Source organism: Enterobacter cloacae complex sp. HYC080_NIDB (genome assembly GCF_056673325.1).
In genome coordinates this window covers 3,815,720-3,840,377 of sequence record NZ_CP114212.1, presented here as the reverse complement: position 1 = coordinate 3,840,377, position 24,658 = coordinate 3,815,720, and the positions used below count along the sequence as shown (strand labels likewise).

Sequence of the window (24,658 nt, the reverse complement as noted above, 5' to 3'; positions counted from 1 at the left end):
ACCATGCAAAATAAATTACTGATCGCTTCCGTTCTGGCTGCCACTGCACTGTTTACCGTAGCAGGCTGTTCGTCTAACCAGGCAGTCAAAACCACCGATGGCAAAACCATCGTGACTGACGGTAAACCGCAGGTAGATGATGACACCGGACTGGTGTCGTACAAAAACGCCGAAACCGGTCAAACGGAGCAGATTAACCGTGACCAGGTAAAATCCATGGGCGAGCTGGATAACTAAAAAAAAGCCGTGGCAAATGCCACGGCTTTTCGCTTTTGCTGGACGATTACCAGCGGTGGTTCAGCAGGATATGGCCGCCATAGGCAGCATAGCTGTTCTCACCCCATTCGCCGCTGGCGCGCAGCGAAAGCGTCGTGGTTTCGTTCAGGTTGCCGGTGACGCCCAGTTCTAACTGACCACGATCTTCCGGCGTATCGTTGCTCACGGTTTCATCATTAAACGCCAGATCGTTTTGGCCTGCCCCTTTCAGCCAGTTCACCGCAACGTACGGCTGCCAGGCTTTCACGTCCTTCTGCTCGAAGTAGCTGGACTTAACGCCCAGACGACCAAAGATGCTGTCGTTGTCCAGGGTCGTTACACGTACGCCGTCGCGATCGGTATGATTTTCCTGATCGAGATAGCTGTAGATCACCTGCGCCTGCGGCTCGATCTTCCAGGTACGCGCGTTTTCTGACGGGATAACCCACGCGTGGCCGACTTCGACAGACGCAGCGAAGCCTTCGCTGTCGTAGTCTTCATCATTGCGGTTGCTGGTCACTTTATTGTTGTACCAGCTATAAGCGGCCCAGGTATCAATGTAGCTGCCCAGACGTAATTTCTGATCTTCCTGCCAGGTGGCATACACCCCAACATTGAAACCGTCCACCTTGCCTTGAGCATCACGCACGTTGTGCTTCGCATCCGAATGCGTCTTCGCCTGGCCAGCACCGAACATGCCACCGGCACGCAGGATCCCATTGTCCATTGGCTTGCTCATGAAATCGCTGCCGACTTGCAGAACGGTCGTGGTGGTGTCGTAGCTGACTTTATCGCCACCCGCGTCGTTCTCGTGATAACGCCCCTTAACGTACATCCAGGTGTTCAGATCGTCTTCATTGCGGAAGGTGATTTGATCGCGATCGTCACGCTTGTGCAGGAACATACCCTGGGCAGCAAGGTAGTTGCCTAAGTAAGCGCCAACTTCAGGGGCCATAACTTCAGGGGCTGAGTTGCCACCGTTATCGCTATTACCACCGTTATCGCTATTACCGCCGTTATCCGTGTTGCCATCGGTATCGGTATTGCCACCGTTGTCGGTATTGTCGCCGTTGTCGGTATTGTCGCCGTTATCGGTATTACCACCGTTATCGGTATTGTCACCGTCGGTGTTTCCGCCGTCATCATTATCGTCTGCCGGCTCATCTGATGGCGTCGCCTTCGATTCCAGATACCAGTTGCCGTCGCCGTGCTGATACAGATTGTATTCATACGCCCCGGCAACAACCGGTGCTGCCAGCGTCAGTTGGGCTTCAGAACTGCCACCGACGCTCACAATTTCCATACCATTTACCGTTTGAGCGCCCAGACCGCCTATATTCTTAACGCTGACATCAGACTGACCGAAGCTGCTGCCCGTAATGGTGAGGTGGTCGGTTGGTGCGTTATCTTCGCCGAGGCTGCTGTTCATTACGATCTGGCTACCAGAAGAACCCGTGTAGTCGCCGTTTATTATGAAATTGTTGCCAACACTGTTATTGGCCGCGCCGAGTAGCAGCGTGCCACCGTTGGTAACGTTGCCGTTGACCGTATCGATACCTGAAACGCTCAGGGTCGTGTTACCCTGAATCGCATTCCATGCCGCCAGCGTACCGCCGGTCAGGATATCAATGTTGTTATTCACTTCACCTGCCGTGGCAAACGCTGCACCATTTTCAACGGTGACGGTGGCGTTACTGCCTTTCACGCCGAGCGTTGCACCACTGGCGATCAGCGTCGTACCGTTATGCAGAACGGTATTTCCCGTGTAGCTATTATTGCCGGAGAGCGTCAGGGTGTTTGAATCTGCTTTTTCGACATTACCGCTGCCGGTAATGCCGGTTGTGAATGTGGAGGAACTGCCCTGATTAAAAATAACGGTGCCGTTGTTGGTCAGGCCACCGCTCAGCGTGGCGGTGTTCTTGCCATCACCAAGCTGGAGAGAGGCATCTTTTGCAACGAGGGTATTACCGGCATTCGCGACGGCGCCTGACAGGACTAAATCACCGCTGTTGACCTGTAAAGAGTCATCTGCGCCGATAATGTCTAAATTGCCTGACAGCGTCCACTTTTCACCATCCATTTTTACTGATGCAAAGCCATCCCCTTCCTTCAGTCCGATGAAATTGCTGTCTTCTGTGCCCGTACCAACCAGTGAAAGCGTGTTGCCTTTTGACGCGGTGGAGATGACATCTCCTTTGAGTGACGATCCTGTGTTCAGTACCAGCGTATTATTTTTCGTGCTGGCAAACATAATAGCTGTCGTATCGCCACTAATCGCGCCACTGTTTGTGATGTCCGCTTTCGACGTGTCCGTGACGTTGATACCGTACTGCGTTCCCTCTAAGGTGCCGGTATTAATAATTTTGGTATTACCATCGCTCAGGCTGATACCATCGCCGTTTGTACCCGTTATTTTTCCGCTATTATTTATTCCCACACCAATCTGAGAACTCAGGCCTGTGTTTCCTCTGATTATGCCTGTGTCAGTGTTAGCGATATTGACGGCTGAAGAGCTTTCACTGACGAACACGCCATTCTCTGTGCCTGTGATGTTTCCATCATTGTTTAGATCGCCAAGCATTGACTGAACATTTACGGCATTGGCTGTTGTAGAGGAAATGGTTGCACCGCTTTCATTATGAATAATGACTCGCTGAGCCCCGGTATTAATATCTAATCCATTCCCTTTCCCGGAAATATTACCTTTGTTGGTCGTGGATGTGACATTGATGCCTGTGACCGATACGGCACTCTCGCTTCCTGCGGAGGAAATGGTGACATCTTTATTTATCACGTATTCTACATCAGCGGAAAAATCCTGGGGTACTGAGGTTGACTGGCTAATAGTTCCAGCGAAGGCCACTACCGGTGTGAATATAAGTAAAGCAGGAAATATATTTCCCAGAGTTTTTGTGGTCTTGTTTAATTTGAATATTTTGTTGCGCATTTACACGTCCATTTGAAAAGAAGTGGCGCTAATTAATGACTTAAAATAGCGCTTCTGGGCTACTTAAAAGAATGATTCAACGATAAAAAGCGTAAAATTATTAATTTTCAATGTGTTATGTATAGATCATTTTGCTAAAGAATAATTTTATATTTTCTTAATTGATCACTTGCTAATATGCTTTAGCGCTTAATTATTCATTTCAAATATCATCTGATAACAGTTATTTTTATTGGTTTGAGGTCTGCTATACCCGCCAGGAAGGAGGGTTGCCAATAGTTGCGTTTTACCTTTACGCGGCCTGTTGACCCTTTCACCGGGCGGGTTAACTGTCTACACTCACTGCTACAAGAAGAGAAGAAGACAGGTCATTTGATGATACTCATAATTTACGCGCACCCTTATCCGCAGCACTCGCATGCGAATAAGCGGATGCTTGAGCAGGTAAGGACGCTTGATAACGTAGAGATACGTTCCCTCTATCAACTTTATCCCGATTTTAATATCGATATCGCTGCTGAACAGGATGCGCTCTCCCGTGCCGATCTGATTATCTGGCAGCATCCAATGCAGTGGTACAGCACGCCTCCGCTCCTGAAACTGTGGATTGATAAAGTCTTCTCCCACGGTTGGGCGTATGGCCACAATGGCAATGCGCTAAAAGGGAAAAGCCTGATGTGGGCGGTGACCACTGGCGGAGGAGAAAGCCACTTTGATATTGGTTCTTTCCCGGGGTTTGACGTGCTGGCCCAGCCGCTACAGGCTACTGCACTTTATTGTGGTTTGAACTGGATCCCACCTTTTGCGATGCACTGCACGTTTGTCTGCGACGATGAAACGCTGCAGGCGCAGGCTCGCCATTACAAACAACGCTTACTTGAGTGGCAGGAGACGCACCATGGATAGCCATACGCTGATACAGGCGCTGATTTATCTCGGCGCGGCGGCGCTGATTGTGCCCGTGGCGGTACGCCTGGGGCTGGGCTCGGTTCTCGGCTACCTGATTGCGGGCTGCGTCATTGGGCCGTGGGGTTTTCGTCTGGTTACGGATGCAGAGGCGATTCTCCATTTCGCTGAAATCGGTGTTGTGCTGATGCTCTTTGTGATTGGTCTGGAGCTCGATCCGCAGCGCCTGTGGAAACTTCGCGCCTCGGTATTTGGCGGCGGGGCATTGCAGATGGTGGCCTGCGGCTTGCTGCTGGGCGGGTTCTGCATCCTGCTGGGAATGGACTGGAAAGTGGCTGAGCTCATCGGCATGACGCTGGCGCTCTCCTCGACGGCCATTGCCATGCAGGCGATGAACGAGCGAAACCTGACGGTCTCCCAGATGGGGCGCAGTGCATTCTCGGTGCTGCTGTTCCAGGATATAGCGGCGATTCCGCTGGTGGCGATGATCCCGCTGCTGGCGGCAAGCGGCTCCTCCACGACGCTGGGCGCGTTCGCGCTGTCGGCACTGAAGGTTGTAGGGGCGTTGGCACTGGTGGTCCTGCTGGGCCGCTACGTGACCCGTCCGCTGCTGCGTTTCGTCGCCCGCTCGGGTCTGCGCGAAGTGTTCAGCGCCGTGGCACTGTTCCTGGTCTTTGGTTTTGGTTTGCTGCTGGAAGAAGCCGGGCTGTCGATGGCGATGGGGGCATTCCTTGCGGGCGTTCTGCTGGCAAGCTCTGAATACCGGCACGCGCTGGAAAGCGATATTGAGCCGTTCAAAGGGTTGCTGCTGGGACTGTTTTTCATCGGCGTGGGGATGTCCGTTGACTTCGGCACGCTGGTCACACACCCGCTGCGGATTATCATCCTGCTGGTCGGTTTCCTGGTCATTAAAATGGCAATGCTGTGGCTGATTGCGCGGCCATTAAATGTGCCGGGTAAACAGCGCAGCTGGTTTGCCGTACTGCTGGGGCAGGGGAGTGAATTTGCGTTCGTGGTCTTTGGCGCCGCGCAGATGGCAAACGTGCTGGATCCTGAGTGGGCAAAAGCGCTGACGCTGGCGGTCGCACTCTCGATGGCGGCAACGCCTGTTCTGCTGGTGGTGCTGACTCGCCTCGAAAAATCGGGTAGCGATCAGGAGCGCGAAGCCGATGAAATCGACGAGGAGCAGCCACGCGTGATCATTGCTGGTTTTGGTCGCTACGGACAGATCGTAGGGCGTTTGCTGCTGTCGAGTGGGGTGAAAATGGTCATCCTCGACCACGATCCCGACCATGTCGATACGCTGCGTAAATTTGATATGAAAGTGTTTTACGGTGATGCCACCCGTGTCGATCTGCTGGAATCCGCGGGGGCCGCAAAAGCGGAGGTGTTGATTAACGCCATTGACGATCCGGAGACCAGCATACAGATGGTGGAGCTGGTAAAAGAACATTTCCCGGCGCTGACGATCATTTCCCGCGCGCGCGATGTGGATCATTACATCCGACTACGTCAGGCAGGCGTTGAGGCACCCGAGCGTGAAACATTCGAAGGTGCGCTGAAATCCGGGCGTATGGCGCTCGAGAATCTGGGGCTCGGGGCGTATGAAGCGCGCGAACGTGCGGATCTGTTCCGCCGCTTTAACACCGGGATGGTGGAAGAGATGGCGGCGATGGCAGGCAGTACGGCCACGGAGCGGGCGGCGGTGTTTAAACGCACCAGTGCGATGCTGACGGAAATTATCAATGAGGACCGTAATCATCTGTCGCTGATCCAGCGTCATGGCTGGCAGGGGACGGAAGAGGGCAAGCATACCGGCGATCCGGCAGACGAGCCCGAGAGTAAACCTTCACTGTGAAGTGGCGTTGCCAGCAATATTAAAAAATTTCTGTATCTTTACTCTGCCGCCAGTCGACGAAAGATTAAGCTTTCCGTATAGTGGCGGCAATTTTTTGCATCCGGGAAATTTTCAATGATCAGTCTGATTGCAGCGCTGGCGGTAGACCGCGTTATCGGTATGGAAAATGCCATGCCGTGGAACCTGCCTGCCGATCTCGCATGGTTTAAACGTACGACGTTAAACAAGCCGGTAGTGATGGGCCGCCTGACCTGGGAGTCGATTGGTCGTCCATTGCCGGGCCGTAAGAATATCGTTATCAGTAGCCAGCCGGGTACTGACGATCGCGTCGAATGGGTTAAGTCCGTAGATGAAGCGATTGCTGCCTGTGGTGATGCCGAAGAGATCATGGTGATCGGCGGTGGTCGTGTGTATGAGCAGTTCCTGCCTAAAGCGCAGAAGCTGTATCTGACCCACATTGATGCGGAAGTGGAAGGGGATACCCATTTCCCGGATTACGATCCGGACGAGTGGGAATCCGTATTCAGTGAATTCCATGACGCCGATGCGCAGAACTCCCACAGCTACTGCTTCGAGATTCTGGAACGTCGTTAAGTTTTTCCCCCTCACCCTGGGTGAGGGGGATTCATCAGGAGGCGACGGCCTCACTCTCCCCTGAGTCCTGCTGTCGGTTGGATGGCTGCACGAAGTAAGCTTTATCTTCCCAGCGTAAGCAGGTTAACTCGCCTCCCCAGCAGCAGCCGGTATCCAGACCGTAGATACCCTCTGGCATGCCTTTGCCCTCCAGTGCCGCCCAGTGACCAAACGCTATGCTGTATTCGGTTGTTACCGGCCCCGGAATGGCAAACCACGGTTTGAGGGGGGCAGGTGCGCTTTCCGGCGTTTCCTTGGAATACATGTCCAACTGCCCGTTCGGGAAGCAGAATCGCATGCGGGTGAACGCATTGGTGATAAAGCGCAGGCGGGCCAGACCGCTGAGCTCTTCGCTCCAGTGGTTCGGCATATCGCCGTACATGGCATCCAGGAAGAAGGGATACGAGTCGCTCGCCAGTACCGCTTCTACGTCACGCGCACAGGTTTTTGCCGTCTCAAGATCCCATTGCGGGGTGATCCCGGCATGGGCCATGACCAGTTTTTTATCCTCGTCGACCTGCAACAAGGGCTGACGGCGCAGCCAGTTAATCAGATCGTCCGCGTCTGGCGCTTCCAGCAGCGGAGTGAGGCGATCTTTAGGCTTGTTGCGGCTGATCCCGGCAAACACGGCCAGCAGATGGAGATCGTGATTGCCCAGCACCATGCGCACGCTATCGCCCAGCGATTTGACGAAACGTAAAACCTCAAGCGAGCCCGGGCCGCGCGCGACTAAATCGCCCGTCAGCCAGAGGGTGTCCTGCCCTGGCGTAAAGTCGACCTGTTTTAACAATGCGATCAGTTCATCGTAGCAACCGTGAACGTCGCCAATCAGATATGTAGACATTAGATTAATGAATGAGTGTGGATACGGCGAGACGGAACACAGGAATAGCAACGCGGAACACATTGCCATCGACGTCGACCATTTCGTAATGGCCTTGCATGGTACCCAGCGGTGTTTCAATCACCGCACCGCTGGTGTACTGGTACTCTTCGCCAGGGGCGATGTGGGGCTGTTCGCCCACGACACCTTCACCCTGAACTTCAATTTCGCGGCCATTGCCGTTGGTGATAAGCCAGTAGCGCCCGCGCAGCTGCACGGGCATCCGCCCCAGATTGCGAATGGTCACGGTGTAAGCAAAGACAAAACGCTCTTCATCGGGTGAGGATTGCGATTCAACATAGACGCTTTGTACATGGACACATACGCGGGGCGAATCAATCATGGCTTAACTCTCCTTCGGGGGCGCATTTTCGCTGATGTAATTAGCCAGCTTGCAGTACTGCTCTACGGAAATGTTCTCCGCACGCATTGCCGGGTCGATCCCCAGCTCGGCTAACACCTCAACGGTAAATGAATTGCTCAGGCTGTTACGGATCGTTTTACGGCGCTGGTTAAAGGCTTCTGTGGTAATGCGGCTGAGGACACGCAGATCTTTAACCGGATAGGGTTTCGTTTTATGTGGCACAAGGCGCACAACCGCTGAATCCACTTTCGGTGGTGGTGTGAACGCTGACGGCGGCACTTCGAGTACCGGGATCACGTTACAGTAATATTGTGCCATCACGCTTAAACGACCATACGCTTTACTGTTCGGCCCTGCAACCAGACGGTTAACCACCTCTTTTTGCAACATGAAGTGCATATCGGCAATGGCATCAGTATAGCTAAACAGGTGGAACATGAGCGGCGTGGAGATGTTGTACGGCAGGTTGCCGAAGACGCGCAGCGGCTGACCCATTTTCTCCGACAGTTCGCCAAAGTTCATGGTCATGGCGTCCTGCTGGTAGATGGTCAGCTTCGGTCCGAGGAACGGGTGCGTTTGCAGGCGTGCGGCAAGATCGCGGTCCAGTTCGATGACGGTCAGCTCGTCGAGGCGTTCGCCTACCGGCTCGGTCAGTGCAGCAAGGCCCGGACCGATTTCGACCATAGCCTGACCTTTTTGCGGATTAATAGCCGAAACAATGCTTTCGATCACGAACTGATCGTTGAGGAAGTTTTGCCCGAAGCGTTTTCGGGCTAAGTGGCCCTGATGGACTCGATTAGTCATTGAGTATTAACAATCATTTTGATGGCGAGATTAAGCGCCGTAATAAAACTGCCGACATCCGCTTTCCCCTGTCCTGCCAGATCCAGCGCAGTACCGTGGTCAACGGACGTTCGAATAAAGGGTAAACCGAGGGTGATATTCACCCCGCGGCCAAAGCCCTGGTATTTTAGCACGGGCAGGCCCTGATCGTGGTACATCGCGAGGACGGCGTCGGCATTATCCAGGTATTTCGGCTGAAAAAGCGTGTCCGCAGGGAGCGGCCCGCTAAGATTCATACCTTTAGCGCGCATTTCTTCAAGCACCGGAATAATGGTGTCGATCTCTTCGGTGCCCATGTGTCCACCTTCTCCCGCATGCGGATTCAGGCCGCAAACCAGAACGTGTGGCTGTTTGATGCCGAATTTGGTTTGCAGGTCATGATGCAGGATCCCGATGATCTCCCGCAGCAGTGCCGGGGTGATGGCATCAGGAATGGCCTTAACAGGCAGATGGGTGGTCACGAGCGCAACGCGCATTGCCTCCGTCGCCAGCATCATCACTACTTTCGGGCTGTGCGAGCGCTCTTCAAAGAATTCCGTGTGCCCGGTGAAGGGGATACCCGCTTCGTTGATGACGCCCTTGTGCACGGGGCCGGTGATCAGGGCAGCAAATTCACCCTTCAGGCAACCGTCGCAGGCGCGCGCGAGGGTTTCCACGACGTAGTGGCCGTTTTCCGTGCTGAGCTGGCCTGGAATGACCGGTGTACGAAGAGGGACAGAAAGAACCGTGAGCGTACCGGCTTGCTGTGGTGCTGGCTGTTGGCCTTCAACGTAAGGAATAAGCGTTAAAGGCAGACCGAGCAGCTTCGCCCGGTCTTGTAACAGTGTTGCATCTGCGCAGACAACCAGTTCCACCGGCCAGCTTCGCTGGGCGAGCTGGACAACGAGGTCTGGCCCAATCCCGGCGGGTTCGCCGGGGGTGATCACAACACGATGCGGTTTCATTAGTTACTCAGAACTTTCACGTAAGCACTGGCGCGTTGTTCCTGCATCCAGGTTGCCGCTTCTTCAGAGAACTTACGGTTAAACAGCATACGGTAAGCGCGGTCTTTCTGCGCCGCATCCGTTTTATCCACGTTACGGGTGTCCATCAGCTCGATCAGATGCCAGCCAAATGAAGAGTGTACCGGAGCACTGATCTGGCCTTTGTTCAGCTTCATCAGCGCATCGCGGAAGGCAGGATCGTAAATATCTGCTGCAGCCCAGCCCAGATCGCCGCCCTGATTAGCAGAGCCTGGATCCTGAGAGAACTCCTTCGCGGCATTGGCAAACGAGGTTTTACCGCTCTTAATGTCTGCCGCAATCTGCTCCAGCTTCGCACGTGCCTGATCGTCAGTCATGATCGGTGACGGTTTCAGCAGAATATGACGAGCGTGAACTTCAGTCACGGAAATGTTCTGGCTCTGACCACGCAGATCGTTCACTTTCAGAATGTGGAAGCCCACACCGGAACGGATTGGACCCACGATATCGCCTTTCTTCGCCGTACTCAGCGCCTGGGCAAAGATGGATGGCAGCTCCTGAATACGTCCCCAGCCCATCTGGCCGCCTTTCAGCGCCTGTTGGTCAGCGGAGTAGGTGATAGCCAGCTTGCCAAAGTCGCCGCCGTTACGCGCCTGTTCGACAATAGAACGTGCCTGACTTTCTGCTTCCGCAGCCTGATCGGAGGTTGGGTTCTCTGGCAGTGGGATCAGAATGTGGCTCAGGTTCAGCTCTGTGCTCGCATCGTTCTGGTTACCCACCTGTTTTGCCAGCGCGTCCACTTCCTGCGGCAGGATCGTGACGCGACGACGGACTTCATTGTTACGCACTTCCGAAATCAGCATCTCTTTACGGATCTGGTTGCGGTAGGTGGCGTAGCTGATGCCGTCATAGGCCAGACGACTGCGCATCTGATCCAGAGACATGTTGTTTTGCTTTGCGATGTTAGCGATGGCCTGATCGAGTTGCTCGTCAGTCACCTTCACGCCCATTTTCTGACCCATCTGCAGAACGATCTGATCCATGATCAGTCGTTCCAGGATCTGATGGCGCAGCGTGGCGTCATCCGGAAGTTGCTGACCTGCTTCGCCCGAATTGAGCTTCACAGATTTCATCAGACCGTCAACGTCACTTTCGAGAACGACGCCGTTGTTAACAACAGCGGCGACCTTATCAACAACCTGGGGGGCCGCGAAGCTGGTATTCGCAACCATAGCGACACCGAGCAGCAGCGTTTTCCAGTTCTTCATACTTTTTCCATTTCAATTAACCGCAAAGCGGATTACGTTGTAAATCAAATACATTACAAGGAACTACGGTATGGCAGGATGTTCGAACGCAGCATCTGCTGGGTGCCCAGGCCGTAGTTGGAACTCAGGCCGCGCAGTTCGACATTAAAGCCAATCACGTTATCGTATTTGCTCTGATTGTTTTGAGTATCCCAGCCGTTAAGCTTACGTTCGTAGCCGACACGCAGCGCATAACAGCAGGAGTTATATTGCAGACCCACCATCTGGTCAGCAGGTTTATTGGCGTTAGTGTCAAAGTAGTAAGCGCCTACGATTGACCAGCGATCGGCGATAGGCCAGCTTGCTGCGCCACCCACCTGCGAAATCCCATCTTTGTATTGGTCAGCATTGGCGTAGTTCGGCAATGTCGCCTGAATATATTCCGGACTGGCATAACGGTACGTCAACTGCATCATACGGTCTTCATCGCGACGGTATTCAATAGCTGCACTGCTCGTCGCGATATTGTCCAGTCGCGTATCGTACTGCAACCCACCGCGCAGACCCCAGCGATCGGTCATGCGCCAGTAGGTATCACCCGCCCACACCAGTGAACCCGTTTTGTTGTCTTTCTCCCAGTTAATGTCGTCATCACCCGTACGAGACTCGGTGAAATAGTAAATTTGACCAACAGAAACGTTAAAACGTTCAACGGCAGATTCATCATAAACGCGCGTTGTGACACCGGTCGTTAACTGGTTAGCGGAAGCAATTCGGTCGAGACCACCGTAGGTACGGTCGCGGAACAGGCCGCTATAGTCCGATTGCAGGAAAGAGGAGTCGTAGTTCTGAATCTTGCTCTGATCGCGATAAGGCACGTAAAGATACTGCATACGCGGTTCAAGCGTCTGAGTATAGCCATCCGCCAGGAGTGCCATATCACGTTCGAAAATCAGTTTACCGTCCATCTTAAACTGGGGAAGCGTACGGTTTACTGATTCTTCAAGATCGGTACCATAGCGATTGTTGTACCAGTCCAGATTTTTCTGCTGATAGTGCGTCGCCATGAGCTTGGCTTCGGTATTCAGACTTGCCCAGTCATTTGACCAGGGCAGGTTGACCGTCGGCTCAATATGAACGCGTGTGGATTCTGGCATATCCGAGTTGGTATTAACGAAATGCACCGCCTGAGCGTAGACGTGGGTGTCGAAAGGACCGACATCGTTTTGGTACCAGTTCACGTCCAGTTGCGGTTCAGCACCGTAGGTACTTGCTGTTTGGGTATTAAAGACCTGGAACTGCTTGGTTGACACCGTGGCGTTAAAGTTTTGAATCGCATAGCCAACGCTGAATTTCTGCGTGGCATAACCATCGGTACTTGAACCGTACTTGGAGTCAAAGTCATTAAAGTAGTAAGGATCGCTGACCTTGGTATAGTCGACGTTAAAACGCCAGACCTGATCCAGTACCCCTGCATGCTGCCAGAAATACATCCAGCGGTGCTTGTCGCCTTCGGTCGGGTGCTCATCCTGGAAGACTTTATCTGACGGCAGATAATCCAGCTCCATCAGACCCGCACCGGCCTGAGTCAGGTAGCGGAACTCGTTCTCCCACATGACGTTGCCGCGCTTATGGATATAGTGCGGCGTGATCGTGGCGTCCATGTTGGGCGCGATGTTCCAGTAATACGGCAGGTAGAACTCAAAGTAGTTCGAGGTGCTGTATTTGGCGTTAGGGATCAGGAAGCCCGAGCGACGCTTGTCACCCACGGGAAGCTGAAGATAAGGGCTGTAGAATACCGGTACCGGACCCAGCTTAAAGCGGGCGTTCCAGATCTCCGCGACCTGCTCTTCACGGTCGTGGATCACTTCGCTCCCGACCACGCTCCAGGTGTTTGACCCTGGCAAACAGGAGGTAAAGGAGCCATTTTCCAGGATCGTATAGCGGTTTTCACCGCGCTGTTTCATCAGGTCCGCTTTACCGCGTCCCTGGCGACCCACCATCTGGTAATCACCTTCCCAGACGTTAGTATCTTTCGTATTCAGGTTTGACCAGGCTTTCGGACCTTTCAGGATGACCTGATTGTCGTCATAGTGCACATTACCCAGCGCATCCACCGTTCGTACCGGCTCGGCCGCGCCTTCCGGCTGCTTCTGGTGCAACTGCACTTCATCTGCCTGCAGGCGGCTATTGCCCTGGTTAATATCCACATTGCCCGTAAACGTGGCGTTGTCAGGATAAGTACCCTTAGAACTGTCTGCAGTAATGGTTACCGGCAAGCTATTTGTATCACCCTGCACCAGTGGGCGATTATAACTTGGAACGCCAAGCATACACTGCGAGGCGAGATCGGCCGCCAGCCCCTGTTGACTGTACAGGGCGGTGCCAATCATTGTGGCCAGAAGGGTGGGGATACGTTTTTTCATACGTTGTATTTTATTGTTCCGTCATCAGTGGCTACGGCTTACAAACGCTCAGAGACTATCTTACTCATCAGCGCAGTACCAGCGTTAATCCTGCCCGTTTGCGTGCCAGAGTGTTAGGCTCGCTATCGAATGACGAGTATGATAAAGCAAATTATAGGCGATGTCCTTCAATTGACCGTGGCTTGAACACTGTGATGATGACGTTGCGTCGGCCAGGAATATGACTATCCGGGGAGTATATGCAGTATTGGGGTAAAATAATCGGCGTTGCGTTCGCCATCATCATGGGTGCCGGGTTCTGGGGAATCGTGCTTGGGCTCATTATCGGTCATATGTTTGATAAGGCGCGCAGCCGCAAAATGGCCTGGTTTGCGAATCAGCGCGAGCGCCAGTCACTCTTTTTCTCCACCACCTTTGAAGTCATGGGGCATTTAACCAAATCCAAAGGCCGCGTGACCGAAGCCGATATTCAAATCGCCAGCATCTTTATGGACCGCATGAATTTGCATGGTGAATCCCGTGTGGCCGCGCAGAATGCGTTTCGCATTGGGAAATCAGATAACTATCCGCTGCGTGAAAAAATGCGTCAGTTCCGCAGCATCTGCTTCGGACGTTTTGATTTAATTCGGATGTTTCTGGAAATTCAAATCCAGGCGGCGTTTGCTGACGGTTCACTGCACCCTAATGAACGTGATGTTCTGTACGTCATTGCAGAAGAGTTGGGCATCTCCCGAATGCAGTTCGACCAGTTCTTACGCATGATGCAGGGCGGCGCGCAGTTTGGCGGGGGGTATCACCAGCAGTCTTCCGGCGGTGCATGGCAGCAGGCGCAGCGTGGACCGACGCTGGACGATGCGTGCAACGTACTTGGCGTGAAACCCACTGACGATCAAACCACCATCAAACGCGCCTATCGCAAGCTGATGAGCGAGCATCACCCGGACAAACTGGTCGCGAAAGGCTTACCGCCGGAAATGATGGAGATGGCGAAGCAGAAAGCGCAGGAAATTCAGAAGGCTTACGAGCTGATTAAAGAGAAGAAAGGTTTCAAATAAAAAAGGGCCCGACACTGTCGGGCCCTTTTTTCAGAAGTCCACCGGGGCGTTAAACGTCATCGTGTTACCGAAGGCCGGATGGGTAATGGTCAGCGTCTGGGCGTGAAGCTGCAGACGCGGCGCTAACGCCAGCGCTTCCGGCGGCGCGTAAAACCGGTCGCCTAAAATCGGATGACCTAGCGCAAGCATATGCACGCGCAGCTGGTGTGAACGTCCGGTAATCGGCTTAAGGAGTATGCGCGCGGTGTTATTCGGTGCGTACTCCAGCACTTCATACTCGGTCTGCGCGGCCTTGCCGGTTTCATAGCAGACCTTCTGCTTAGGCCGGTTCGGCCAGTCGCAGATCAGCGGCAGATCCACCAACCCTTCTGCCTGTGCAGGATGTCCCCAGACGCGCGCCACGTACTGCTTCTTCGGCTCGCGCTCGCGGAACTGGCGCTTCAGCTCGCGTTCCGCCGCTTTATTGAGCGCCACCACAATCACGCCGCTGGTTGCCATATCCAGACGATGCACAGATTCCGCCTGTGGATGATCGCGCTGAATGCGCGTCATCACGCTGTCTTTGTGCTCATCCAGACGCCCCGGTACGGACAACAGGCCGCTCGGCTTGTTAACTACCATAATGTGTTCATCCTGATACAGGATGACCAGCCAGGGATCCATCGGCGGATTGTAGGGCTCCATTACCATTTTTTTGCTCCGCTTACTGATGCGTGACAACAATCAGACGCAATGCGTCCGGTCGCCAGCCCGCCTGATTCAGGCTTTCCATAATTTGCTGACGGTTGCTTTCAATGGCAGCCAGTTCATCGTCACGGATGTTCGGGTTCACCGCCTTCAGCGCTTCCAGACGGGACAGCTCCGCTGAGAGTTTCTCATCGGCCTCGGTGCGTGCAGCATCGATCAGCGCACGGGCCGCTTTCTCGATCTGGCTTTCGCCCAGCTGCAGAATGGCATGCACGTCCTGCTGTACCGCATTCACCAGCTTGCTGCCCGTATGGCGATTCACCGCGCTCAGCTGACGGTTGAAACTCTCGAATTCAACTTGCCCTGCCAGGTTGGTACCGTTTTTATCCAGCAGCAGACGCACAGGCGTTGGCGGCAGGAAGCGGGTCAGCTGGAGCTGTTTCGGTGCCTGGGCTTCCACAACGTAGATCAGTTCTACCAGCAGCGTACCCACCGGCAGTGCCTTGTTCTTGAGGAGTGAAATCGTGCTGCTACCGGTATCGCCGGAAAGGATCAGATCCAGTCCGTTACGGATCAGCGGGTGTTCCCAGGTGATGAACTGAGCATCTTCGCGGGACAGCGCCACATCACGCTCGAAGGTGATAGTACAACCATCTTCCGGCAGGCCCGGGAAATCCGGCACCAGCATGTGATCGGACGGGGTCAGGACAATCAGGTTCTCGCCGCGATCGTCCTGGTTAATACCGACGATGTCGAACAGGTTCATGGAGAAGCTGATCAGACTGGTGTCATCATCTTGTTCTTCAATGCTTTCAGCCAGCGCCTGCGCTTTCTCACCGCCGTTGGAGTGAATTTCCAGCAGGCGGTCGCGACCCTGCTCAAGCTGCGCTTTCAGCGCTTCATGCTTCTCGCGGCAGGATTTGATCAGATCGTCAAACCCGTCACTGTTTTCCGGTGCGGCCAGGTAGCCGATCAGATCGCTATGCACCTGATCGTAAATGGTGCGGCCCGTCGGGCAGGTATGCTCAAACGCATCCAGACCTTCGTGGAACCAGCGCACAAGCACGGACTGGGCAGTTTTTTCCAGATACGGCACGTGGATCTGAATATCATGCGCCTGGCCGATACGATCCAGACGACCGATACGCTGTTCCAGCAGATCCGGGTTGAACGGCAGATCGAACATCACCAGATTACTGGCAAACTGGAAGTTACGGCCTTCAGAACCGATTTCCGAGCACAGCAGAACCTGTGCGCCACTGTCTTCTTCACCGAACCATGCCGCGGCGCGGTCACGTTCAACGATGGACATCCCTTCGTGGAACACGGCAGCGCGAATACCTTCACGCTCGCGCAGCACCTGCTCCAGCTGCAGCGCGGTAGCCGCTTTGGCGCAGATCACCAGCACCTTCTGGGAGCGGTGGGCGGTCAGGTAGCCCATCAGCCACTCCACGCGCGGGTCGAAGTTCCACCAGGTGCCGGTATCGCCTTCAAATTCCTGGTAGATTTGTTCCGGGTAGAGCATGTCGCGGGCGCGCTCTTCCTGGGTTTTGCGCGCGCCCATAATGCCAGAGACTTTGATCGCCGTCTGATACTGGGTGGGCAGCGGCAGCTTGATGGTATGCAGCTCGCGTTTCGGGAACCCTTTCACGCCGTTACGGGTGTTGCGGAACAGCACGCGGCTGGTGCCGTGGCGGTCCATTAGCATGTCGATGAGCTCTTTACGCGCAGGCTCCGCGTTATCGCTATCGCTGTTCGCGGCCTGCAGCAGCGGTTCAATATCCTGCTCGCCAATCAGCTCGCTCAGGGTGTTGAGTTCCTCATTAGAAAGACGATTGCCTGCCAGCAGCATGGCCACGGCATCCGCGACCGGACGGTAGTTATTCTGTTCTTCCACGAACTGCCCGAAATCGTGGAAACGGTTTGGGTCAAGCAGGCGCAGACGGGCGAAGTGGCTTTCCAGACCCAGCTGTTCCGGCGTTGCGGTCAGCAGCAGGACGCCAGGGACGCGCTCCGCAAGCTGTTCGATAGCCATATACTCGCGGCTTGGCGCGTCTTCGCTCCAGACTAAATGGTGCGCTTCGTCAACGACCATAATGTCCCACTCGGCGTCGCACAGGTGCTCGAGACGCTGCTTGCTGCGGCGCACGAAGTCCAGGGAGCAAATGACCAGCTGTTCGGTTTCAAACGGGTTGTCGGCGTCGTGCTGCGCTTCGGCATAGCGTTCGTCGTCAAACAGGGAGAAGCGCAGGTTAAAGCGGCGAAGCATCTCGACCAGCCACTGGTGCTGCAGGGTTTCAGGCACCACGATCAGCACGCGCTCGGCGGCACCGGAAAGCAGCTGTTGATGCAGGATCATACCCGCTTCAATGGTTTTACCCAGGCCCACTTCATCGGCCAGCAGTACGCGAGGGGCATGGCGACGGCCCACGTCATGGGCGATATTCAGCTGGTGGGGGATCAGGCTGGTGCGCTGACCGCGCAGGCCGCTCCACGGCATGCGATACTGTTCACTCTGGAACTTGCGCGCGCGATAGCGCAGCGAGAAGCGATCCATACGGTCAATTTGCCCGGCAAACAGGCGGTCCTGCGGCTTACTGAAAACCAGTTTGCTGTCGAGCAGCACTTCACGCAGGATGACATTGGCTTCGTCTGTATCAAGACGCGTACCAATGTAAGCGAGCAGTCCATTCTCTTCTTTTACGTCTTCAATCTTGAGCTGCCAGCCGTCATGGCTGGTCACGGTGTCACCCGGATTGAACATCACGCGGGTTACAGGGGAGTCATTGCGAGCGTACAGGCGGTTTTCACCGGTGGCAGGGAAGAGGAGGGTAACCATACGCGCATCGACGGCAACGACGGTTCCTAATCCAAGTTCGCTTTCTGTATCGCTGATCCAGCGTTGACCAAGTGTAAAAGGCATAGTTGTTCGGCTCTAATCTTTAATTGCAGGCAATAGTTCGACCCCCGTCAAAAAAAGACGGTCATCGAAAAATGGGTCCGGGAATGGAAAGGGCGCTATGGTACTGGATGGCAGCCATTTCGTCACGTGTCAAAATAGGCCAAGTTGCCCTGTCACTAGTGTAGCAAAATCGTCGTCGATGAAGGGCAAAATTCCGTCGGCGACCGGCTGAAGCTGACGCGTCAGGTAGTGATCGTAATCGAGCGGTGAGTATTGATAATCCACCGGTTCCGGACCGTTAATTGTCCAGACGTATTTGATCGTTCCTCGGTTCTGATACTGCGGGGCGCGGCCGCGCTTCACGTTCTCTTCATCCGCCAGGCGCGCGGCGCGTACGTGGGGAGGCACATTACGTTGATACTCTGCCAGCGGGCGGCGCAGGCGTTTGCGGTAAACCAGTTGGTTATCCAGCTCACCCGCCATCAGGCTGGCGATGGTTTCGCGCACGTAATCCTGATAGGGCTCATTGCGGAATACCCGCAGGTAAAGCGTTTGCTGGAACTGCTGCGCCAGCGGGGTCCAGTCGGTGCGCACCGTCTCCAGCCCTTTGAACACCATCCGCTGCGTGTCACCTTCCTGAATCAGCCCGGCGTAGCGCTTCTTACTGCCCTGGTCGTTACCGCGAATGGTGGGCATTAAAAAGCGGGCGAAATGGGTTTCAAATTCCAGTTCTAACGTGCTGGTTAACCGCTCTTTTTGCAAACTTTCGCGCCACCAGGCGTTCACGAAGGCGACCAGTTCTTTGCCGATTCGCGCGGCGTCCTCTTCAGAATGGGCGGCTTTCAGCCAGACAAAGGTGGAGTCGGTATCGCCATAAATGACGTCATAGCCCCGGGATTCAATCAGCGCTTTGGTTTGACGCATGATTTCATGCCCGCGCATGGTGATGGATGACGCCAGTCTGGGGTCGAAAAAGCGGCAGGCGCTGGTGCCCAGCACGCCGTAAAAGGCATTCATAATGATTTTCAGCGCCTGCGAGAGGGGCTTATTGCCGTGACGCTTCGCCTCGTCGCGCCCGTGCCAGATGTTTCCCACAATTTCAGGCAGGCAGTGTTTTTCACGCGAGAAACGGGCGCCGAGAAAGCCTTCAGTGCTGTGCGCGTCGTCCGGCTGCGCCATCCCTTCCACCAGCCCCACCGGGTCAATCAGGTACGTGCGGATAATCGACGGATACAGGCTTTTATAATCCAGAACCAGCACCGAATCGTAAAGCCCTGGCCGGGAGTCCATCACATACCCGCCGGGGCTGGCCTGTGGCGGTACGTCCCCGAGGTTGGGGGCAACGTACCCTGCCCGGTGCATGCGGGGGAAATAGAGGTGGCTAAAGGCCGCTACCGAGCCGCCGTGCCTGTCGGCCGCGAGGCCGTTTACCGTCGCGCGCTCCAGCAGGAATGGCATGATCTCGGTTTTGTGGAAAATCTGCGTAACCAGCTCGCAATCTTTCAGGTTATAGGTGGCGAGCGCCGGTTTATCTTCGTTAAAGCGTCGGTCAATCTCATCCATTCTGTCCCAGGGATTGTCAATGGATTTGCCCTCGCCAAGCAGCGCCTGCGCTACGGCTTCAAGAGAGAATGACGAGAAGTTCCAGAAGGCGGATTTCAGTGCCTCGATGCCGTCGATAATCAGGCGGCCATTGGCCTGGGCGAAGAAGACGCCATTCTTAAAGCCGTGCTCGCGCCACTCCAGCTCGCTGTTGCCGCGCCCGAGTATCAGCGGAATGCGATACCGCTCGGCATGTTTTTGCAGCACGCGCAGGTCGAACTGCACCACGTTCCAGCCGATCAGGACATCGGGATCGTAGTTGGCAAACCACTGGTTAAGCTTTTCCAGCAGCTGGGGTCGGCTATTGACATATTCAAGCCGGAAATCCAGCGTGGACGCATCGCCATTTGGCGGCCCAAGCATGTACACAACCCGATCGCCGCAGCCTTCCAGACCAATGCAGTACAGCTCGCCGTGGCGGGTGGTTTCAATGTCCAGGGAGACCCATTTTAGCGGCGGGCGATAGCCCGGGTTAGGCTTCAGACGAGCGTTAACGAGGCGACCGTTTTGCGCTGTGCCATCCACCCAGACGGGCGCGGTAATAAACCGTTCCATCAGGAAACGCTCGGGGGGACGGATATCCGCTTCGTAAAGCGTTACGCCCGCCTCGCGCAGCAGCTTTTCATAGCGCATCAGTTGACGATGGGCGCGACAGTAAAGGCCGTATACCGGATGACGGTGGAAATCTTTCAGCTCAAGAGGGGTGATGCGCCAGCCGTTTTCGCCGCGCAGCAGTTGTTTGACTTTTTCGACGTGCGATCCAGGAATAAACGCCACGGACTCCTGCGGCGGCAGCGTTACGTGCAACGGGCCGCTGTCCGTCGCCAGCCAGAATTCAACCTCAGTGCCCTGAGGCGTATCCCGCCAGTGCCGGGTCAGTAAAAAGCCTTCTTGCGCCTGCGTCACACCGTTATCCCATAAACAAAACCAGGCTTGATTATAGCCTGGTTAAGGGGTGTTTGCTGGGGTTTTATACAGTGTCTGTTTTGCCGGATGGCGCTGTGCTTATCCGGCCTACAAGCTACTGCCCGTAATACGCTTTCGCGCCGTGCTTGCGCAGGTAATGCTTATCCAGCAGGGTTTGCTGCATATCCGGTAGCTGCGGCGCGAGCTGGCGACAGAAGATCCCCATATAGGCGACCTCTTCCAGCACGATGGCGTTATGTACCGCGTCTTCCGCGTTTTTACCCCAGGCGAAGGGACCATGGGAGTGCACCAGCACGCCAGGCATCTGCGCCGCGTCGATACCCTGTTTTTCGAAGGTTTCGACAATCACGTTGCCGGTTTCCCACTCGTACTCACCGTTGATTTCCGCCTCGGTCATTAAGCGCGTGCAGGGAATGGTGCCGTAAAAGTAATCCGCGTGGGTGGTACCCGTGGCCGGAATGGACTGGCCCGCCTGCGCCCAGATGGTGGCGTGACGCGAATGGGTATGCACGATGCCGCCGATGGTCGGGAATGACTGATACAGCAGACGGTGGGTAGGCGTATCGGAGGAGGGTTTTTTGTTGCCTTCCACCACTTCACCCGTTTCGATGCTGACCACCACCATATCGTCTGCCGTCATCACCGTGTAATCCACGCCAGAAGGCTTGATCACGAACACACCTTTTTCGCGGTCAACGGCACTGACGTTGCCCCAGGTCAGGGTCACCAGGTTATGTTTCGGCAGCGCCAGGTTGGCTTCGAGCACCTGTCGTTTGAGATCGTCTAACATTGTTGTCTCCCTGCCCGGTGAACACGGTGCCACCGGGCATTTCGTACTTAGCGTTTCGAACCGTAATAGACTTCGTTCCAGCGCAGCGCATCTTTGAACGCAGGCAGGCGGGTGTCGTTATCAATCACGGTCAGTTCGATATCGTGCAGCTCGGCGAACTGACGCATGTCATTCAGATCCAGCGCGTGGCTGAACACCGTGTGGTGCGCGCCACCTGCCAGGATCCAGGCTTCTGACGCGGTTGGCAGGTCTGGCTGTGCTTTCCACAGGGCGTTGGCGACAGGCAGTTTTGGCAGTGAATGCGGCGTTTCAACTGCATCGACGCAGTTCACCAGCAGGCGGAAACGATCGCCCAGGTCGATCAGACTGGCGTTGATGGCCGGGCCCGTGCGGGTGTTGAAGATCAGACGAGCCGGATCGGCTTTACCGCCAATGCCGAGGTACTGCACGTCAAGAATCGGTTTCTCTTCCACCGCAATAGACGGGCACACTTCCAGCATGTGCGAGCCGAGTACCAGGTCGTTGCCGTTTTCGAAGTGGTAGGTGTAGTCCTCCATAAAGGAGGTGCCGCCCTGCAGACCGGTTGACATCACCTTCATGATGCGAAGCAGAGCGGCAGTTTTCCAGTCGCCTTCGCCTGCAAAGCCGTAGCCCTGCTGCATCAGACGTTGTACTGCCAGACCCGGGAGCTGTTTCAGGCCGTGGAGGTCTTCAAACGTTGTCGTAAAGGCGTGGAAGCCGCCCTGTTCCAGGAAGCGCTTCATGCCAAGCTCAATTCGCGCGGCATCCAGCACGTTCTGGCGCTTGTCGCCGTTGATTTGTGCCGCAGGCGTCAGGCGGTAACGGCTTTCGTACTCGTCTACCAGCGCGCTCACGTCGCCATCGCTGATTTCATTCACTACCTGCACCAGGTCGCCCACCGCCCAGGTATTGACGGAGAAACCGAACTTGATTTGTGCCGCGACTTTATCGCCATCGGTGACCGCCACTTCACGCATGTTGTCACCGAAACGCACCACTTTCAGATGGCGGGTATCTTGTTTCGATACCGCCTGACGCATCCACGAGCCGATACGGTTTTGCGCCTGGCTGTCGTGCCAGTGACCAGTCACGACGGCATGCTGCTGACGCATACGCGCGCCGATGAAGCCGAACTCGCGGCCGCCGTGCGCGGTCTGGTTCAGGTTCATGAAGTCCATATCGATGCTGTCCCACGGCAGGGAGGCGTTAAACTGGGTATGGAACTGCAGCAGCGGTTTGTTGAGGATAGACAGGCCGTTGATCCACATTTTGGCCGGTGAGAAGGTGTGCAGCCACACGACCAGACCGGCGCACTTGTCGTCGTAGTTCGCGTCGCGACAGATATGGGTAATCTCATCCGGCGTTGTACCCAGGGGTTTCAGCACCAGTTTGCATGGCAGTTTGGCTTCCGCGTTGAGGGCATTAACGACGTGCTCCGCATGTTTCGTCACCTGCTGCAGCGCTTCCGGCCCGTACAGGTGCTGGCTGCCAATCACAAACCACACTTCATAATTATTAAAAATGGTCATCATCGTGTCCTTAATGGGTCAGGGTTGCCGTCGTGTCCGCGGTGTGTTTTGACGGGGCGGCGACAGGGAGATAGTGAAGTTCGGCGCTTTTTGCCCATTGCTGGTAGCGCTGATAAAGCTGTTCAAAGCGTTGTGCCTGCTGGGCACGCGGCTCGAGTGTGTTTTCGACGGCGCTCGCCATATGCTGCTGCGCGGTGGGGATATCCGCGTGGACACCGGCTGCCACGGCGGCGAAAATCGCCGCGCCCAGCGCGCAGCATTGATCGGACGCGACAATCTGCAGCGGACGGTTCAGCACGTCGCAGCAGGCCTGCATAATGACCGGATTTTTACGGGCGATGCCGCCCAGTGCCATCACGTTATTCACGTCGATACCCTGTTCGGTGAAGCACTCCATAATGGCGCGCGCGCCGAAGGCAGTTGCGGCAATCAGGCCACCGAACAGCGCAGGGGCGTCGGTCGCCAGGTTGAGATCGGTAATCACCCCTTTCAGTCGCTGGTTGGCAAACGGCGTGCGGCGGCCGTTAAACCAGTCCAGCACCACCGGCAGGTGATCGAGAGACGGATTTTTCGCCCAGGCTTCCGTGAGCTGTGGCAGAAGCTGTTTTTTGCTGTCGGCGATCTGGCTTTTCAGTTCAGGATGCGCAGCCGCGAGCTGATCCAGCGGCCAGCCCAGCACGCGGCCAAACCAGGCGTAGATATCGCCGAACGCGGATTGACCCGCTTCGAGACCGATGAAGTCCGGCACCACGCTGCCGTCAACCTGGCCGCAAATGCCTTTTACCGCGCGATCGCCAACGGTGGCTTTATCCGCCGTCAGAATGTCGCAGGTGGAGGTGCCGATAACTTTCACCAGCGTGTTAGGTTGTGCGCCCGCCCCCACGGCACCCATATGGCAGTCAAACGCGCCCCCGGAAATCGCCACGTTCTGCGGCAGGCCGAGGCGTTTTGCCCACTCTTCGCAGAGCGTGCCCACCGGAATATCGGCGGTGAAGGTGTCGGTAAACAGCGGGTAGGTCAGGTTTTTATTGATAATTGGATCGAGTTCATCGAAGAAGGCTGCCGGAGGCAGACCGCCCCAGCTTTCATGCCACAGGGATTTATGCCCGGCGCTGCAGCGTCCGCGGCGAATATCCTGCGGACGGGTGGTGCCGGAGAGCAGGGCGGGAACCCAGTCACACAGCTCAATCCACGATGCCGCAGCCTGCGCAACGGTCGCATCGGCACGGGTGACATGCAGGATTTTGGCCCAGAACCATTCGCTGGAGTAAATCCCGCCGATATAGCGTGAGTAGTCTGTTTTGCCAGGCTGATGGCAAAGACGGGTGATGGCTTCGGCCTCTTCCACGGCGGTATGGTCTTTCCACAGCACGAACATGGCATTCGGGTTGTCGGCGAATTCCGGGCGCAGCGCCAGTACGCGGCCTTCGGCATCCACCGGGGCAGGCGTTGAGCCGGTGCTGTCGACGCCAATCCCAACGACATCGGCCCGCTGGGCATCCGTCAGTTCCGCCAGAACGGTTTTGACTGCCGCTTCCATCGACTCGATATAGTCACGCGGGTGGTGACGGAACTGGTTATTTGGCGCATCACAGTAGCGCCCCTCTTGCCAGCGCGGGTACCACTCAACGCTGGTTGCTATCTCCTGGCCAGTCGTACAGTCCACTGCCAGCGCGCGAACCGAGTCGCTGCCAAAATCGAGGCCAATTGCAATTGCCATGGTGTTGCTCCATCCGAAAAACAGGTATGGAAGAACATTAGAGACTGGGGACAAAAATCGTCAGGCAGGATCCGCTAATCTTATGGATTAAATTGCTGTTA

General features: G+C 55.4%; 18 protein-coding genes. 5 read left to right on the top strand and 13 right to left on the bottom strand.

The annotated features are described in order from the left end of the window. Positions 1–3: 3 nt before the first annotated feature. A complete protein-coding gene (locus tag O1723_RS18270; RefSeq protein ID WP_014882500.1) occupies positions 4–237 on the top strand; it encodes a YgdI/YgdR family lipoprotein in 234 nt (77 codons plus the stop codon). A gap of 46 nt (positions 238–283) precedes the next feature. On the opposite strand, the gene O1723_RS18265 is transcribed toward O1723_RS18270, so the two are convergent. Further along, positions 284–3,202, bottom strand: a complete 2,919-nt coding sequence (locus O1723_RS18265) for an autotransporter family protein (protein WP_023339010.1) — start codon at positions 3,200–3,202, stop codon at positions 284–286. A gap of 375 nt (positions 3,203–3,577) precedes the next feature. On the opposite strand from O1723_RS18265, the gene kefF reads away from it, so the two are divergent. The 3 genes from kefF to folA all read left to right on the top strand — a co-directional run bounded on the left by kefF (position 3,578) and on the right by folA (position 6,560). Next, positions 3,578–4,108 (top strand): glutathione-regulated potassium-efflux system oxidoreductase KefF, encoded by a 531-nt coding sequence (gene kefF, locus O1723_RS18260; RefSeq protein WP_014882502.1) that lies wholly within the window; start codon positions 3,578–3,580, stop codon positions 4,106–4,108. Next, entirely contained in the window at positions 4,101–5,966 is a 1,866-nt protein-coding gene (gene kefC / locus O1723_RS18255; protein WP_014882503.1) for a glutathione-regulated potassium-efflux system protein KefC, read from the top strand. Before kefF ends, kefC begins: the two co-directional genes overlap by 8 nt. A 114-nt stretch (positions 5,967–6,080) precedes the next feature. Beyond that, positions 6,081–6,560, top strand: coding sequence for a type 3 dihydrofolate reductase (gene folA, locus O1723_RS18250; RefSeq protein WP_006173915.1), 480 nt, complete (start codon positions 6,081–6,083; stop codon positions 6,558–6,560). Positions 6,561–6,594: 34 nt separating this feature from the next. Here the strand turns inward: folA and apaH are convergent, their stop codons facing one another. From apaH to lptD, 6 genes are read right to left on the bottom strand one after another with little or no spacing between them, the layout of a single operon-like run. After that, positions 6,595–7,443 (bottom strand): bis(5'-nucleosyl)-tetraphosphatase (symmetrical) ApaH, encoded by an 849-nt coding sequence (gene apaH, locus O1723_RS18245; RefSeq protein WP_014882504.1) that lies wholly within the window; start codon positions 7,441–7,443, stop codon positions 6,595–6,597. A gap of 4 nt (positions 7,444–7,447) precedes the next feature. Then, positions 7,448–7,825, bottom strand: a complete 378-nt coding sequence (gene apaG, locus O1723_RS18240; RefSeq protein ID WP_248190952.1) for a Co2+/Mg2+ efflux protein ApaG — start codon at positions 7,823–7,825, stop codon at positions 7,448–7,450. A 3-nt stretch (positions 7,826–7,828) separates the two neighbouring features. Beyond that, positions 7,829–8,650, bottom strand: a complete 822-nt coding sequence (gene rsmA / locus O1723_RS18235) for a 16S rRNA (adenine(1518)-N(6)/adenine(1519)-N(6))-dimethyltransferase RsmA (protein ID WP_008502020.1) — start codon at positions 8,648–8,650, stop codon at positions 7,829–7,831. Continuing rightward, on the bottom strand, positions 8,647–9,633 hold the full coding sequence (gene pdxA, locus O1723_RS18230) for a 4-hydroxythreonine-4-phosphate dehydrogenase PdxA (protein ID WP_014882506.1): 987 nt from the start codon (positions 9,631–9,633) through the stop codon (positions 8,647–8,649). The genes rsmA and pdxA overlap by 4 nt, the downstream gene beginning before the upstream one ends. Further along, complete coding sequence (gene surA, locus O1723_RS18225; RefSeq protein WP_014882507.1) at positions 9,633–10,919, bottom strand: peptidylprolyl isomerase SurA; 1,287 nt, start codon at positions 10,917–10,919, stop codon at positions 9,633–9,635. Before surA ends, pdxA begins: the two co-directional genes overlap by 1 nt. 53 nt (positions 10,920–10,972) lie before the next feature. Further along, the gene (lptD, locus tag O1723_RS18220; protein WP_014882508.1) at positions 10,973–13,324 is read right to left on the bottom strand and encodes an LPS assembly protein LptD; all 2,352 of its coding nucleotides are present in this window, start codon (positions 13,322–13,324) and stop codon (positions 10,973–10,975) included. 239 nt (positions 13,325–13,563) lie between these two features. Between lptD and djlA the strand changes: the two genes are divergently transcribed. Then, positions 13,564–14,379, top strand: a complete 816-nt coding sequence (djlA, locus tag O1723_RS18215) for a co-chaperone DjlA (RefSeq protein WP_014882509.1) — start codon at positions 13,564–13,566, stop codon at positions 14,377–14,379. 30 nt (positions 14,380–14,409) lie between these two features. On the opposite strand, the gene rluA is transcribed toward djlA, so the two are convergent. From rluA to araB, 6 genes are all read right to left on the bottom strand, one after another. After that, positions 14,410–15,069 carry a bifunctional tRNA pseudouridine(32) synthase/23S rRNA pseudouridine(746) synthase RluA gene (rluA, locus tag O1723_RS18210; protein ID WP_014882510.1) on the bottom strand — a complete coding sequence of 220 codons (660 nt, stop codon included), beginning with the start codon at positions 15,067–15,069 and terminating at the stop codon, positions 14,410–14,412. A gap of 13 nt (positions 15,070–15,082) precedes the next feature. Next, positions 15,083–17,989 carry an RNA polymerase-associated protein RapA gene (rapA, locus tag O1723_RS18205; RefSeq protein WP_038421285.1) on the bottom strand — a complete coding sequence of 969 codons (2,907 nt, stop codon included), beginning with the start codon at positions 17,987–17,989 and terminating at the stop codon, positions 15,083–15,085. Positions 17,990–18,118: 129 nt separating this feature from the next. After that, on the bottom strand, positions 18,119–20,476 hold the full coding sequence (gene polB / locus O1723_RS18200) for a DNA polymerase II (RefSeq protein ID WP_479983846.1): 2,358 nt from the start codon (positions 20,474–20,476) through the stop codon (positions 18,119–18,121). 115 nt (positions 20,477–20,591) lie between these two features. Further along, complete coding sequence (gene araD / locus O1723_RS18195; protein ID WP_014882513.1) at positions 20,592–21,287, bottom strand: L-ribulose-5-phosphate 4-epimerase; 696 nt, start codon at positions 21,285–21,287, stop codon at positions 20,592–20,594. A 47-nt stretch (positions 21,288–21,334) separates the two neighbouring features. Next, positions 21,335–22,837 (bottom strand): L-arabinose isomerase, encoded by a 1,503-nt coding sequence (gene araA, locus O1723_RS18190; RefSeq protein ID WP_023336752.1) that lies wholly within the window; start codon positions 22,835–22,837, stop codon positions 21,335–21,337. 10 nt (positions 22,838–22,847) lie between these two features. Next, positions 22,848–24,557 (bottom strand): ribulokinase, encoded by a 1,710-nt coding sequence (gene araB, locus O1723_RS18185; protein WP_014882515.1) that lies wholly within the window; start codon positions 24,555–24,557, stop codon positions 22,848–22,850. Positions 24,558–24,658: the final 101 nt, after the last annotated feature.

Excerpts from the sequence above, each read along its gene's own strand:
- O1723_RS18270 (WP_014882500.1), top strand. The coding sequence starts at position 4 with ATGCAAAATAAATTACTGATCGCTTCCGTTCTGGCTGCCACTGCACTG.
- O1723_RS18265 (WP_023339010.1), bottom strand. The coding sequence starts at position 3,202 with ATGCGCAACAAAATATTCAAATTAAACAAGACCACAAAAACTCTGGGA.
- kefF (WP_014882502.1), top strand. The coding sequence starts at position 3,578 with ATGATACTCATAATTTACGCGCACCCTTATCCGCAGCACTCGCATGCG.
- kefC (WP_014882503.1), top strand. The coding sequence starts at position 4,101 with ATGGATAGCCATACGCTGATACAGGCGCTGATTTATCTCGGCGCGGCG.
- folA (WP_006173915.1), top strand. The coding sequence starts at position 6,081 with ATGATCAGTCTGATTGCAGCGCTGGCGGTAGACCGCGTTATCGGTATG.
- apaH (WP_014882504.1), bottom strand. The coding sequence starts at position 7,443 with ATGTCTACATATCTGATTGGCGACGTTCACGGTTGCTACGATGAACTG.
- apaG (WP_248190952.1), bottom strand. The coding sequence starts at position 7,825 with ATGATTGATTCGCCCCGCGTATGTGTCCATGTACAAAGCGTCTATGTT.
- rsmA (WP_008502020.1), bottom strand. The coding sequence starts at position 8,650 with ATGACTAATCGAGTCCATCAGGGCCACTTAGCCCGAAAACGCTTCGGG.
- pdxA (WP_014882506.1), bottom strand. The coding sequence starts at position 9,633 with ATGAAACCGCATCGTGTTGTGATCACCCCCGGCGAACCCGCCGGGATT.
- surA (WP_014882507.1), bottom strand. The coding sequence starts at position 10,919 with ATGAAGAACTGGAAAACGCTGCTGCTCGGTGTCGCTATGGTTGCGAAT.
- lptD (WP_014882508.1), bottom strand. The coding sequence starts at position 13,324 with ATGAAAAAACGTATCCCCACCCTTCTGGCCACAATGATTGGCACCGCC.
- djlA (WP_014882509.1), top strand. The coding sequence starts at position 13,564 with ATGCAGTATTGGGGTAAAATAATCGGCGTTGCGTTCGCCATCATCATG.
- rluA (WP_014882510.1), bottom strand. The coding sequence starts at position 15,069 with ATGGTAATGGAGCCCTACAATCCGCCGATGGATCCCTGGCTGGTCATC.
- rapA (WP_038421285.1), bottom strand. The coding sequence starts at position 17,989 with ATGCCTTTTACACTTGGTCAACGCTGGATCAGCGATACAGAAAGCGAA.
- araD (WP_014882513.1), bottom strand. The coding sequence starts at position 21,287 with ATGTTAGACGATCTCAAACGACAGGTGCTCGAAGCCAACCTGGCGCTG.
- araA (WP_023336752.1), bottom strand. The coding sequence starts at position 22,837 with ATGACCATTTTTAATAATTATGAAGTGTGGTTTGTGATTGGCAGCCAG.
- araB (WP_014882515.1), bottom strand. The coding sequence starts at position 24,557 with ATGGCAATTGCAATTGGCCTCGATTTTGGCAGCGACTCGGTTCGCGCG.